The sequence below is a fragment of the Psychrobacter sp. 1U2 genome, from assembly GCF_051847575.1.
Genome location: NZ_JBPYDC010000024.1, coordinates 13,019 through 27,740 on the forward strand (window position 1 = coordinate 13,019; position 14,722 = coordinate 27,740).

Below are 14,722 nucleotides of genomic sequence, written 5' to 3' on the forward strand. Positions count from 1 at the left end.
AGCCAATTGTAGTAAAATGAATAATTCAGCTGCTTTTATTCAAGACCTTGTGGGGTCGCTTTAGTCTCTAAGGCTCTATAGTCTCAGTGACCGGAACTTGCTCTACAGGCGTCTCTTGAATCAATACCCCAACCGCTGCATCTGCATCATTGTCGTTATCGATATCGACAATCGCAGTCGGCTCAAACTCAGCAGTTGCAGGCGTTTGCGCTTGTTTGATAGCGACTGCTTCTGGTACTGTCGCCACTTGTGCTGAGCTCGCCGCATCGATAGCATAAGCCGCTTGCGACTCAGCATCTTTGGTCAATACAGTACCAATTTGTGCCAAATTAGTATATTGCGGAACTGGAATAGCGACAGGGGTATCGAGATTTGCACCGCCACCAAGCGCTTGATACAGCTCGATTTGACTGATGAGCTTTTGTAGTTCTAAATCTAGAATACCTTGTTGAGTGGAGAACAAGGAGCGCTGAGCATCGAGGACATCTAGATAGTTTGAGATACCGGCTTTAAAACGCGCATCAGCGATTTCATAAGTCTGATCGAAGTTATCTTGCAGACGATACTGCGCCGCAAGCTGCTCGCCTAGAGTTGCGCGAGTAGCGAGAACATCGGACACCTCACGGAACGCTGTTTGAATCGAGCGCTCGTAGCTGGCAAGCGTTTGTTCACGTTCAACTTTTGCCACGTCGTAGTTAGCATCCAAGCGCCCAGCATCAAAGATAGGAACACTAATATTAGGACCAAATGACCAGCCAAACGCATCACTATCGAATAAGTCGCTCAAGCCATCACTACGGACACCAACACTACTAGCCAAGCTTATGGTTGGGAAATAAGCGGCGCGGGCAACAGCGATATTTGCACCAGCTGCCTTTAGATCGTACTCCGCCTGCAAGACGTCAGGACGATAACGTAGCAGCTCACTAGGCAGACCGGCACTAAACACTTCATGATTAGTAATATTGCTAACCGCAGGTGCCGGAATAAGCTCAGTGGGTACTGGCGAGCCTATCAAAAACTGTAGCGCATTTCTTGAGGTCAAAATGCTGCTTTGAGCACGTAGTACCGCAAGCTTGGCATTCTCTAAAGCTGCTGCAGATTGCAGAGAGGGCAGTTTGGGATCGATACCCGCCTCAAAGCGTTTATCCGCGATGAATAAAGATCTCTCACGGCTCTCCACCGTTGCCTCTGCTAATTTGAGCTGTGCCAAGCTATAGCTTAGATTGGCGTAGCTCTGCGCAATATTACTAATTAAACTGATTTGAATAGAGTCTTTGGCAGCTGTCGTTGACAAAAATCTTTGTAACGCCTGATCTTTTAGGCTATCAATACGGCCCCAAAAATCAAGCTCATAACTAGCAAGGCCAAGATTAACGCTATAGCTATCCGTCGTCTGTCTACCACCAGTACTACCAAAAGGCGTGTCAACACGCGGGGAGGATTGACTTTGGCGTGAGTAGTCTGCTTGACCATTGATAGTCGGCAAATCATTAATATCAGTAATACGATACTGCGCTCGCGCTTTTTCGATAGCTAAACGAGCACTCTCAAAATCTTTATTATTGGTAAGGCCTAAGGCAATCAAACCTTTTAGACGCTCATCGCTATAAAAATCTTGCCAGCGTTGACCGGCGATACTAGGCTGTTCAGAGGTGCTGATAGTTTCAGCACCAAAAGCGCCATAAGCCTGCTCAATCGGCAAGTTAGGCTCAGCAAGAACTGGTCTCGTATCTGCTTTAGGGATAGTGTTACAAGCTGCCATACTCAGCGCCAGCACGCTCAATCCAAGCAGGCGCGATGATTTACCAGTAGCTAGCAAATTTTTAAAGCTTATCGCTTTTACAGCTGAGTTAGAGGTTAAGAATTGAGAACTCATTGTGTATTATCTCCAAGGCTTATAGGCTGATAACTCGTAGAAGGAGTTAATGGTTGCTTATCTTCTCTTGGGGCAGGCGGAGTAGGATCATCGTCCCCTCCATTATTACCGCTGCCACCATTTGGATGATTGTTATCATCACCTTTACCATTATGAGCTTCATTGCCTTTGTAAGGGAACATGCTGCGTACCCAAACGTAGAAGATAGGAATGAAGAAGATACCTAAGAAGGTTGCGGTGATAACGCCGCCCACTACACTAGTACCAATAGCGTTCTGACTACCAGAACCGGCACCCGTTGAGATGTATAGCGGTACGACACCGAGGCCAAAGGCTAAAGAGGTCATAATGATCGGGCGTAGACGTTGACGCGCTGCGGTCATTACCGCCTCTTTGAGACTGTAGCCTTCTTCTTGATGCTCTTTAGCAAACTCAATAATCAAGATGGCGTTTTTGGCGGACAAGCCTACCACGGTTAATAGACCAACCTGTAAGTAGATGTCATTGTTAAACCCTCGCAGCCAAGTAAAGATGACAGCACCCAATACCCCAAGCGGAATAACCAGCAGAACAGAGAAAGGAATAGACCAGCTCTCATAAAGAGCAGCTAGACATAAGAAGACCACTAGAATCGATAGTGCATAAAGCATAGGAGCCTGCGCGCCTGATTTTTGTTCTTCTAATGACAGTCCAGTCCATTCATAACCAATACCTTCAGGCAGCTGACTGATCATGTCTTCCATAGCTGTCATTGCTTCACCGGTACTAAGGCCAGGCGCGGCATTACCCTGAATGTTCATCGAAGGTAAGCTGTTATAACGAGTCAAACGCGGAGAGCCTGATTGCCACTCACTGCTTGAGAAGGCATCGAATGAGACCATGTTGCCAGTATCACCGCGCACATACCATTTGCCGATATCGTCAGGGTTGGTACGGCTACTTGGCTCGCCTTGGATAAAGACGCGCTTGATACGACCACGGTCGATAAAGTCATTGATGTAGCTAGAACCCCAAGCGGTAGAGATGACGCTATTGATACTGCCTAAAGACAGACCATAAGCGGCGGCTTGTTCTTGATTGATATTGACTTTAAGCTGCGGCGCATCTTCTTGACCATTAGGACGTACGCCTGCCACATTTTCGTTCTGGCTGGCCATACCTAGCAGCATATTACGGGCTTCGAGCAGGCCGTCATGACCGAGATTACCCACATCTTGTATCATTAAATCAAAACCACTAGCATTACCAAGCTCAGTAATCGCAGGCGGTACGATAGCAAAAACTTGCGCTTCATTTAACTGAGTAAAGAAATACCCCATCGCTCGATCTGCCACCGCTTGTGCGGTGTTCTCTTCGCCAGGGCGCTCGTCCCAATCGGTTAAACGCACGAAGGCAAGCCCCATGTTTTGACCACTACCCGCAAAACTAAAGCCGGCGATGGTAAACACTGAGGCAATATTATCTGTCTCTTGGGTATCGTAATAGTCGCTTACTTTATCGAGGACGTCTTGAGTTTGATCAAGGGTTGAGCCTGCTGGTAGCTGCACTAAGGTAAACATAATACCTTGGTCTTCTTCGGGCAAAAACGAGCCTGGAATACGCAAGAACACCACTGCCATAATACCGATGATAGCGGCATAAGCAATCAGATATAGCCATTTGAAGCGAATGCTTTTACCAACCGTTTTTTCATAAGAGCGGCTGAGTTTGAAAAAGCTACGGTTAAACCAGCCAAAGAAGCCTTTTTGATTTTCCTCATTGCCTTTTTCGTGGCTTTTGCTACGTTTGAGCAAAGTCACACAGAGGGCAGGGGTAAAGATAAGAGCAACTAGCGCTGAGAGCACCATCGCAGTGATCAAAGTAATGGAGAACTGACGGTAAATGACCCCTGTTGAGCCCCCAAAGAAAGCCATCGGTACAAATACTGCAGATAGGATCAGCGCAATACCGATAACGATCTTACTGATCTCGCCCATCGATTGGATAGTGGCATCCTTAATGGAGATATCAGGATCTTCTTCCAAAATACGCTCGACGTTCTCGACGACAACGATCGCATCATCGACCAGTAGACCGATGGAGAGTACCATCGCAAACATAGTCAAGACGTTGATACTAAAGCCTGCGATATAAAGCACAGCAAAAGTACCTAGCAAGACCACAGGCACGGCAAGAGTAGGAATAATGGTTGCGCGCCAGTTCTGCAAGAATAAGAACATTACAATGAACACGAGCGCAATAGCTTCGAGTAGCGTCATTACGACTTGTTCGATAGATAAGCGCACAAACGGCGTGGTATCGTAAGGAACAACAGAGGTTAGACCTGCCGGGAAGTTGGCTTCAAGCTCCGCCATACGCGCGCCTACCGCTTCACGGGTTTCAAGCGCGTTTGCTCCGCCTGCCAAGGATATCCCTAGACCGGCAGCTTCTTGACCGTTATACAATGAGATAACGCTATAGTTTTCACTACCAATCTCCACATCTGCTACGTCACCTAGACGCACTTGCGCGCCTGAGCTATCGGTTTTCAATAGGATATTTCTAAATTCTTCAGGAGTCTGCAGATAGCTTTGTACACTGACGGTCGCATTGATAACCTGCTGATCGGTGTCGGCTGGAGCTTGTCCTAGCTGACCGGCTGAAACTTGCGCGTTCTGCGCTCGTACTGCACTGACCACGTCGGATGGCATCATGTTATAACTACGCAAGCGCGCAGGATCTAACCAAATGCGCATGGCATAAGAGGAACCAAATACTTGGACTTCACCCACGCCTTCCACACGGCTGAGCTGATCGACGACGTTTGAGTTGATGTAATCGGCAATATCAGCGCGATCCATGCTTCCGTCTTCTGAGATAAAGCCTTGCACCATCAAAAAGCTGCTAGAGGATTTATTGACGTTGACACCTTGACGCTGTACGGCCTCAGGCAACGCGCTCATCGCGGCTTGTAGTTTGTTTTGAACTTGTACTTGCGCCGTATCAGAGTCGGTACCGTTCTCAAAGGTTAACGTCACTGACGCACTACCGTTCGAGGAGCTTGATGAGGAGATGTACATCAGCCCATCAAGACCTTTCATGCGCTGTTCAATAATTTGCACCACAGAGTTCTCGACCGTTTGCGCGTTTGCACCAGGATAAGTGGCACTAACAGAAACGGTGGGCGGTGCGATACGCGGATACTGCTCAATCGGCAAATTAATAACCGAGATTACCCCGATGAGCATGACCAAAATAGCCATGACCCATGCAAAAATAGGGCGATCAATAAAAAAACGTGACATAGTATATCCCTAGGTCTTCCTATCTTTGAATGGAATTAATTAGCGGTGGTAGCAGTGTCCTGCTCAGAAGTATCATCAGCTACTGCTTTGGCAGCTTGCTGTGGTGTTTTGGCATTAGGCGCGTTTGCAGGCGCGGGAGCTCCATTAGCATTTTCTAGGGGCTTAACCACGACCTCCTGCTCAGGCTTGACTTTAGAGCCACCTATGACTACTAGCTTATCACCACTACTTAAGCCATCGGTGACCACCCATTGACCATCATAAGTACCGTTAATCGTAACGGGACGGACTTGGATTTTATTGTTTTCATCAACGATATAGACTTGTGTATCGCCTTTAGGCGTACGCATCACAGCGCTCTGCGGTATGAGTGCTGCATTAGGAATGACGCTTTGAGTCAGACGCGCTGAAACATACATACCTGGCAACAGCACATTGTTAGGATTTGGGAATATCGCTCGTAGGGTCACAGCGCCCGTGGATTGATCTACTTTTGCTTCTGATAGCGCCAGCTTGCCACGCACTGGATACACTGAGCCGTCTTCTAGTACCAGCTCGACAGAGTTCATACCGGCTTGCGCTTTGCCTTCAGCGATTTGCTGGCGTAGTTGCAAGAGCTCAGATGAAGACTGACTGATATCGACATAGATAGGATCTAAGCGCGAAATCGTCACTAAAGGCTCCGCTTGACTGGCATTAACTAAAGTTCCTGCGGTGACGCTTGAGCGGTCACTACGACCGGTCAGCGGCGCGCGCACGATAGTACGATTAAGATCTAAGGCACTAGCGTCTAAGCTTGATTGCGCGGTTTTGATCCCCGCTTCAGCGCTTGCAATACCTGCTTGAGTTTGACCAACAGCAGCGCGAGCACTCTCTAACGCCGCTTGCGCCGTACGTACCTGAGTTTGCGCTTGATCATACTGCTGCTTGGAGATAGCGTCAATTTCAACTAGCCCTTTTAAACGCTGAAAGTCATTTACCGCTTGCGCTAGTGACGCCTGACGACTAGCCAACTCTGCTTTAGCATTGGCATTGTTAGCGATTGCGGTTTGACGGTTGGCTTGAGCTTGCGCGACCGCCGCTTGACCACTAGTAATAGAGGTAGTGTAGTTGTCAGTATTAATGCGATAAAGCGGTTGGCCTTCTTTGACGTTGCTGCCTTCACGGAACAGTATTTCTTCAATGACGCCGCTGACTTGGGGACGCACATCAGCCGTCTGATAGGCGGTAGTACGACCAGAGAAAGTCTGGACTTGAGGCACGGTATCGAAGCTGACAGTTTGGACGTTGACGACAGCGGGTGGCATCTGCTGCTGGGCGTTTTCACCCGCAGCGGCGTCTTCGTTTTTGTCACAGCCGACCAGTACTGTAGCCGATAGTACAGATGCTATTACAAGCGCAAGATAAGAATGCTTCATCAAGGTCCTCGGTAGAGTAGTAGAAATTTAGAATAAAAAAACAAATAGGTAGATCGTATCATAACCAGAAAATAGCTTATTTTTCAAAGAGTAATAATAAAAAGAGTAATAATAAACTGCATAGAAGTTTGCAACGAAAAACAAGACTCTATTGATAAGTAGGGCAGTACCGCTAGCTAAGTATATGACGTCAAGTAAATTTAATGCGCTATTATAAACTATAGGGTTTACCCCACAGTCAAGCCAAAAAAACATAATAACGAGTTTTAGCTTTGCGTAATCTCAGTAAGAGTTTGTTATTAGACCTTATAAATAAAAGCCTGCCTACAAAAACGGCTAACATAAGTATGCAACAAGTGAGATGTCAGAGGATTGTTAAGTTTTGTTAAAAAACCTCAACAAGATAGAGTTTCCTAAACTTAAGAGATACCGGCGGACGTTGCCACCAAAGCAAACGTTTTAGCAACCCCTAAATGTGACCACTAATGTTAAGGGGTTGCTTACGCTATTATAGTATTAGCACAAGTAAAAGGATTGCCAATGCTACTAAGCTGATTATAAGTACTGATGCTACAGCCCCAAAACAAAGCTGATTTCACCATATACTATAGTAATCGTGCGCTAGCCAGTTCTGTCAGCTGATACAAGCCTTGACGATAGCGATTATCAGGTAGAGTGCTTAGCGCTTGCTGCGCCAATCTGGTCTCTTCTAAAGCCCGCTGGGTACAATAAGCTAATGAGCCAGAACCACGTACTAATTCGATAAGCTGCTCAGCATTTGGTGTTTTCCCCGTCTGTACGGCGATGCGCAGCTGCTCATAACCTTGTTTATCACTGTCTTTGAGTAGCTCAAGCGCTTTGATAGTCGGTAGTGTTGGCTTACCTTCACTGAGGTCATCACCTAAGTTTTTGCCCATCAGCTCACTATCGCCGCTGTAATCAAGCACGTCATCGATGATCTGAAAGGCATTACCAAAATGCTGACCGAAGTCGGCTAAGGCTTGTAGATGCTGCTCTTGTCCTTGCAAGATAGCCGCGCCTTGAGTTGCCATCATAAATAGGCGCGAGGTTTTACCGTCGATAATATTGAGATAGTCGGTCTCTGTCGCCGCTGGGTTATGCTGATGTTGTAATTGAAGTACTTCACCTTCAGCGATATCACAAGTGCCATCAGAGAAGAGCTGCAATAGCGGTAAGCTTTGAAACCCTACCAATAAGTTAAAGGCGCGGGCGATCAAATAGTCACCCACTAATACTGCAGTGGCATTATCCCAAGTAGCATTAGCGGTTGGCTTGCCGCGGCGCTGACCGGATTCGTCAATGACATCATCGTGTACTAAAGTGGCGGTATGTAGCATCTCGGTAATGGCGGCGAGATGCATCGCTTGTTCGCTTGGCGCATCGTTAAACATACGCGCGCACAACAAGGTAATGAGCGGGCGCATACGCTTGCCACCGGCATTAATGACATGCTGCGAGACACTCATCACCAGCTGAACTTTAGAGTTGAGACTACCAAAGACTTGCTTATCCATAATGTCAAAATCATTGGCAACGATACTTTGAATGTCGGTATAACTAGGCGCTTGAGAGGCAAGGTCTGAAGAAGATAAAGAAGTGCTGGTCATAATAAAGAGTCGTATTTATTGGGTGGGTTTCAAGATTTGCCTATAATAGCACAGCCTATTTGGTTAATTGGTGACTAATATGTGTTATTGCTTTCAATCGCTAGGCAACAGACAACTTACTGCTATCGATAAGATAACGTCATAGCTATGCAATACCTATGTAATAGCTACAAAGCTAGTTCAATAGAAGCGAGGGTGAGTGTTGGATAAAATAAGCTGTATGTTATTGATTCAATGAGTTATAATGCTGAGCTTAACGCTGATAGTGCTATTATCTTGAGGCTAAGTGAGCTATCACTGTAGTCGTTAAGGAGTTATTAAGAGGATAAGACATAATGCGCTGTCCTAAAATAAGATAAGCGGCTTGCTTTTATCGCTAAGAAAACGTAAAATAGCGCCTTTAATTTTTCCCTGTCGTGTTCGTTATTGAAGCGTAGGTATAATATCTACCACGGCACACGGGTTAAACGGAGTCAGACAATGTACGCAGTAATTAAAAGTGGTGGTAAGCAGCACCGTGTAGTAGCCGACGAATTGCTAAGAGTTGAATTGCTTAAAGCAGAGAAAGGCGAAACAATCAAGTTTGAAGACGTTTTAATGGTTGTCGATGGCGATAACGTGAAAGTCGGTCAACCAGTTGTTGATGGCGCGAGCGTAGAAGCGGAAGTGGTTGAACATGGCCGCGGCGAAAAAATCCGTATCATCAAGCACAACCGCCGTAAGCATTATCACAAAGAGCAAGGTCACCGCCAGTGGTACACCTTGTTAAAAATCAAAGCGATTAATGCTTAATTAGCTAATATTGATTATTGATCGCTAATATTGATTATTGATCATAAATATTAATAGTACATAGCGCACTAAAAGCTTAAGAGTTATCACATCAGTGATAAGTCATATTAACAAGGAGAATTATCCATGGCACATAAAAAAGCTGCCGGCTCAACCCGTAACGGTCGTGACTCAAACCCAAAAATGCTTGGTGTGAAAATCTTTGGTGGTCAAACCATCACTGCTGGTAACATCATCGTTCGTCAACGTGGTACAGAATTCCACGCCGGCGAAGGCGTTGGCATGGGCCGCGACCATACTTTATTTGCCCTAAATGATGGTGTGGTAAAGTTCGCAACTAAAGGTAAGTTTAACCGTCGTTATGTGATGGTTGAAAACGCCTAATCATTGCTATCGCCTACGTCTTTTTGAGAAAAAATTCGCTAGTGGTTAAATGATTAAAAACTCCCTATTGCCTATTTGGTAGTAGGGTTTTTTTATGGCTGGACTTTAATAATTAGCCTTTATATCGGTTACAAGCGTGTATGGCAGGCGTAGTAATTATTGCAAATCATGTCTAGGCGTGTAATAAAAAAACTGGCAGACTGTCTTCATTGTTTAATAGCGTGGCTCAAAAAACAGCTGTCCAAAAAACATAAGTATGCAAAATCAATGACAACACAAAAGAGCTGGTGCTAGTAAGATTTATCATTAAAAACTAAATGATGACTCATTTTTATTTTATATATTTAGAGAGGAATATTATGACAACCCCTATTCAGAAGACAAGTGTAAAACAAAAGTTAATGAGTGGCGCATTAGCAGGCGTGCTGATGACCAGTTTGGGGGTGGCTGCGCCTATAGTCGCGCTAACCCAAACGGCAAATGCTGCTCCTGCAGATAGTCTGCAAGCCGCGAAGCGCTTAAATAACTTGTTAACTAATACAAAAAGCATGAGCGCTAATTTTTCACAAACCACAAAAGGCGCGAATAGCGGTACTTTTAAAGGCTCAATGAGCGTTCAGCGTCCAAATAACTTCCGCTGGGAGACAAAATCACCGTCTCAGCAGCTCATCGTCGCTAATGGCAGCACTATGTGGGTTTATGATAAGGATTTAGAGCAAGCGACTAAGCAGACGGTAGATAGCCAAGTGGGTAATACGCCTGCGCTATTATTGTCAGGTGATCCTAGTAAGATTGCGCAAAATTTCAAAATCACTCAGCCTTATGCGAATAAAAATTACTATGTGCTCTATCCAAAAGCGGGTGATGCTAGCTTCAAAAACTTATCTATGAGCTTTAGTGGTGGTAAGCCGGTGATGATGGTACTCAATGATAATTTGGGACAAACCACTTCTATCAAGTTTAGTAATATTAAACTCAACCCTAGTATAAGCAGTGGCCAGTTTAAATTCACACCGCCAAAAGATGTCGATGTCATTAACCAATAAACACTACTTATTATTTGTGAGTTTATAAAAATATTGAGTACATAAAAGATAACTATCATTTAAAAGGAGCAGACCGATGTAAGGTTTGCTCTTTTTTTTATTCATTCGTCTCGTCATACTTGGCAGGTTGCAATTGGGGGAATTTGGTTTACAATAGCGGCGTATTCTCGACGCTTAAGCTAGCTTTGAGCGGCCGTTTTTAAATAAAGATATAACCAGTTTATCCGTACTGTCAGTTGCAATGCTTTGAGATCTAGGGATAGGGAAGTTGGCTAGCAAAACTAGCGCGTTTAAGGAAGAGGGTAAAAATGCTGTAACATGAACGGTGGATGGATTGATATATTTTGTAGCATATAAAATGACCGTGCAATGCAGTGAAAAACTGGCTTTTAAGCGTTGATATGCGTATAGTGTGTAAACCGTTTACGCCAGTTATCACGCCATTATTGAACGTAGGTAATGAGTTATTAAATCAATTAAATGTCGCAATATGATATTGATTTAATAAATTCACTTTTACTTTATACAAAAGGGTTGATGACCAGCTTTTGTCTGAGCCGATGGCTAGATAAATCTAAAATCTGTGTCTTCACCACTTAGCGTCAATAGTCTTGATAATTGGCCATTACCAGCACAGTCAGCCTGTGTTTTCGTCTGCGTTACGGTGCTCGATAGAACTGTTGTTTTGAGGATATAGGCTCATAGCCTTAGTGGTTATCTTGGTTGATTAAAATGCCCTTGTCCTAACAGTTGTTCATCAAGCCCTGACACTCGATTGGGTGAGGAGCAAGTATTATCATGTCTGCCTTTAGTTGGTCAGCAGTTGCCTTTATTTTAGCCGCCATCGGTCTGGTTGTCTTCATGTTGACCGTACCGCGCTTGCTTGGCGGGCGCTCAAAAGGCTTACAAAAAGAAGAAGTATTTGAGGCGGGTGTTGTCGGAGCTGGCAATGCCCGCATTCGTTTGTCTGCCAAATTCTACCTAGTAGCGATATTCTTCGTTATTTTCGATCTAGAAGCCTTGTATCTATACGCTTATTCAGTCTCAGTACGTGAGACGGGCTGGCTGGGCTTTGCTGCCGCTGCGATATTCATCGGTGTGCTCATCGTCGGTCTTATCTATGAGTTAAGCTTAGGGGCTATGAATTGGTCACCTGCAGATAAGCTACGCAAAAAAGCACGCTTACACGCCGCGCCTGCAGGATTCAATCTAGCAGACATTACCAAGTTCAACGGTGTTGAAGAATTGATGGTCGATCCAACCGGTAAAGTGCCAGCGCAGTCATCAGGTCAGATTAATGTCTCAAATAGTATTGAGGCTAATCGTCGTCACCTGCAAAATATTGATCATATTAATACCACCGGTAATATCACTTCTGTGGATTTTGCCGCAGATAAAGAATCCTCATAACGGTTTATGCGTGTTATTAATATGCAAGCAAGTTATCCCGCTTAAGATAACTTGGGCAACACCCGCTATTTTTTAGCAGTCATAGCATTATAAGCTTAAGAGTCAAATAACCTTATAATCGCTTAGCTGCTCTTCATAAAAGGTTTTATGGTATGAAATATACACTAACCAAAGCCAATCCTGATGCAGATTCCTATCCTGCTCAAACTCGTGAAACGGTCAATGATCCGTTAGAGGATGAGGTTCATAAAAATGTTTTTATGGGCCGCCTAGAGGAACTCGTGCATTCGACCGCCAACTGGGGCCGTAAAAACTCACTTTGGCCTTTTAACTTTGGTACTTCTTGTTGTTATGTCGAATATGCCACCACTTTGACCGCGGTACATGATTTGTCCCGCTTCGGTGCTGAGGTGATTCGTGCCTCTCCCCGTCAGGCCGATGTCATGATCGTCGCTGGTACTTGCTTTATAAAGATGGCACCGGTGATTCAGCGCCTGTATGAACAAATGCTTGAACCGAAATGGGTGATCTCAATGGGTGCTTGCGCTAATTCAGGTGGCATGTACGATATCTACTCTGTGGTGCAGGGCGTCGATAAAATCATTCCAGTCGATGTATATGTACCAGGCTGTCCGCCGCGTCCAGAGGCGCTGATTCAAGGTCTCATGCTATTGCAAGAGTCCATCGCCAAAGAGCGCCGCCCGCTAGGCGTTCATGTCAACGATCAGGGAATTTATCAGCCACAACTAACAGCTGAGCGTGATCGTAAGCAGGCGGATAGAATTGCGGTGAAGAATTTGCGTAGTCCAGATAGTATTTAGCTCGTTTATTATACTTAGCACAGTTAAGCTTAGTGCAGTTGTGCTTGGCATAGTTTGGTTTTGATCAATCAGTTCCGCTCAAACGTTATGATTAATGAAGGAAGATATCATTCATGGTCACGGTAGTCGAAAACAAAAATCCTAAGATAAAACCGGTACCAGCCGTCATCAGAGAGCTGGAGCATAAGTATGCAGGCAAGTTTGTGGTGCAGCATACCGTCGATGAGATTCCAACGGTTTGGGTCGCTCGCAGCGATGTGCTAGACATTTTATTATTCTTGCGTAAGCTGCCAAAGCCCTACGTGATGCTCTTTGATCTATCGGCAATGGACGAGCGCCTACGCCAGCATCGCGGTGATTTGCCAGAGAGCGACTTTACGGTGTTTTATCACTTGATGTCGCTTGAGCGCAACAGCGATGTGCGTATCAAAGTCGCACTCAGTGAAGACGACTTGACTCTCCCTAGCGCGACCAAAATCTGGCCCAATGCCAACTGGTATGAGCGCGAAGTTTGGGATATGTTTGGTATTGTCTTTAGCGGTCATCCACATTTGACTCGTATTTTACTGCCAAAATATTGGGAAGGTCATCCACTACGTAAAGAGTATCATGCGCGCGCGACAGAGTTTACGCCGTATTTTTTAAACACGGCGAAGCAGCAGTATGAGCAAGAAAACTTGCGTTTCGTTCCAGAAGAGTGGGGCATGAAGCGCTCAGGCCGCGATGAGGACTTTATGTTCTTGAACATCGGCCCTAACCATCCTTCTGCGCATGGTGCGTTCCGGTTGGTACTACAGCTCGATGGCGAAGAGGTGATCGATTGTATTCCAGACATCGGCTACCATCACCGCGGCGCTGAGAAGATGGCTGAGCGTCAGACTTGGCACTCTTATATTCCCTATACCGACCGCATCGATTATCTTGGCGGAGTGATGAATGAGCTGCCGTACATTATGTCGGTTGAAAAGCTCGCTGGAATTACCATCCCTGATCGCGCGCAGACTATCCGGGTGATGATGAGCGAGTTTTTCCGGATTACTAATAACTTACTCTATGTTGGTACCTTCATTCAGGATGCCGGTGGGATGACGCCGGTGTTTTATATGTTTACCGATCGCCAAAAAGCTTATGACGTTATCGAAGCGGTAACAGGCTATCGTATGCATCCGGCCTGGTTCCGCATTGGTGGTACTGCGCATGATCTACCGCGTGGTTGGCAGCGACTGGTACGCGAGTTTTTAGAGTGGATGCCTAAGCGTTTGGACGAATATGTCAAAGCGGCGCTACAGAACAGTGTGCTCAAAGGCCGTACGCAAGGCGTGGCTCAGTATGATGCCAAGCAAGCTCTTGCTTGGGGCGTGACTGGAGCCGGTCTGCGTGCGACTGGGGTCGATTTTGATCTACGTAAAGCACGACCTTATATGGGTTATGAGAACTTTGATTTTGAGATACCCATTGGCTATAACGGTGATGCTTATGATCGTTGTATGATCAAAATTGAGGAGATGCGCCAATCTATGCGTATCATCCGTCAGTGTATGGATCATATGCCGCAAGGGCCGTATAAGGCAGACCATCCGCTAGCCGTACCCCCGCCAAAAGATCGTACCTTAAATGATATCGAGACCTTGATTAATCACTTCTTGTCCGTCTCTTGGGGTCCAGTCATGCCAGCGGGTGAGTGCGCGACTATCGTTGAGGCCACTAAAGGTCTAAATAGCTATTATATTACTTCGGATCGCTCGACGATGAGCTACCGTACACGTATTCGTACGCCGACATTTGCACACTTACAGCAGATGCCATCGGTGATTAATGGCTCGCTAGTCTCAGACGCTATCATGTACTTAGCCTCTATCGATATCGTCATGGCGGATTGTGATCGCTAATCATGTTAAATGATAAGTTTAAGCCGTTAAAAGACTAGTAAAGACAGAGAAATAGTAAAGTAAAGTAAAAACAAGCAACATTGATATTATCGCCAACAGGCACACCAAACCGCTGCAATAGTATGATATGAGCCTTAGGGCGCAGCGTGATGAGTGAGGATAGAATAGAAG

At 45.5% G+C, this 14,722-nt stretch carries 10 protein-coding genes; 6 read left to right on the forward strand and 4 right to left on the reverse strand.

Features of this window, described 5'->3' with window-relative positions:
• Window positions 1-67: 67 nt before the first annotated feature.
• From ACS8FD_RS10895 to ACS8FD_RS10910, 4 genes are all read right to left on the reverse strand, one after another.
• Window positions 68-1,879, reverse strand: a complete 1,812-nt coding sequence (locus ACS8FD_RS10895) for an efflux transporter outer membrane subunit (protein WP_439275871.1) — start codon at window positions 1,877-1,879, stop codon at window positions 68-70.
• Complete coding sequence (locus ACS8FD_RS10900) at window positions 1,876-5,163, reverse strand: efflux RND transporter permease subunit (protein WP_439275872.1); 3,288 nt, start codon at window positions 5,161-5,163, stop codon at window positions 1,876-1,878. The genes ACS8FD_RS10895 and ACS8FD_RS10900 overlap by 4 nt, the downstream gene beginning before the upstream one ends.
• Before the next feature lie 35 nt (window positions 5,164-5,198).
• Window positions 5,199-6,581, reverse strand: a complete 1,383-nt coding sequence (locus ACS8FD_RS10905; protein WP_439275873.1) for an efflux RND transporter periplasmic adaptor subunit — start codon at window positions 6,579-6,581, stop codon at window positions 5,199-5,201.
• Between the two features lie 605 nt (window positions 6,582-7,186).
• On the reverse strand, window positions 7,187-8,209 hold the full coding sequence (locus ACS8FD_RS10910; protein WP_439275874.1) for a polyprenyl synthetase family protein: 1,023 nt from the start codon (window positions 8,207-8,209) through the stop codon (window positions 7,187-7,189).
• 480 nt (window positions 8,210-8,689) lie between these two features.
• On the opposite strand from ACS8FD_RS10910, the gene rplU reads away from it, so the two are divergent.
• The 6 genes from rplU to nuoC all read left to right on the forward strand — a co-directional run bounded on the left by rplU (window position 8,690) and on the right by nuoC (window position 14,551).
• Window positions 8,690-9,001: a 50S ribosomal protein L21 gene (gene rplU / locus ACS8FD_RS10915; protein ID WP_439275875.1), complete on the forward strand. Its 312-nt coding sequence runs from the start codon at window positions 8,690-8,692 to the stop codon at window positions 8,999-9,001.
• A gap of 126 nt (window positions 9,002-9,127) precedes the next feature.
• Complete coding sequence (rpmA, locus tag ACS8FD_RS10920) at window positions 9,128-9,385, forward strand: 50S ribosomal protein L27 (protein ID WP_439243748.1); 258 nt, start codon at window positions 9,128-9,130, stop codon at window positions 9,383-9,385.
• A 359-nt stretch (window positions 9,386-9,744) separates the two neighbouring features.
• Entirely contained in the window at window positions 9,745-10,431 is a 687-nt protein-coding gene (lolA, locus tag ACS8FD_RS10925; protein ID WP_439275876.1) for an outer membrane lipoprotein chaperone LolA, read from the forward strand.
• Between the two features lie 798 nt (window positions 10,432-11,229).
• A complete protein-coding gene (ndhC, locus tag ACS8FD_RS10930; protein WP_439275877.1) occupies window positions 11,230-11,841 on the forward strand; it encodes an NADH-quinone oxidoreductase subunit A in 612 nt (203 codons plus the stop codon).
• Window positions 11,842-11,993: 152 nt separating this feature from the next.
• Window positions 11,994-12,662, forward strand: a complete 669-nt coding sequence (locus ACS8FD_RS10935) for a NuoB/complex I 20 kDa subunit family protein (protein WP_439275878.1) — start codon at window positions 11,994-11,996, stop codon at window positions 12,660-12,662.
• A 113-nt stretch (window positions 12,663-12,775) separates the two neighbouring features.
• Entirely contained in the window at window positions 12,776-14,551 is a 1,776-nt protein-coding gene (nuoC, locus tag ACS8FD_RS10940) for an NADH-quinone oxidoreductase subunit C/D (RefSeq protein ID WP_439275879.1), read from the forward strand.
• Window positions 14,552-14,722: the final 171 nt, after the last annotated feature.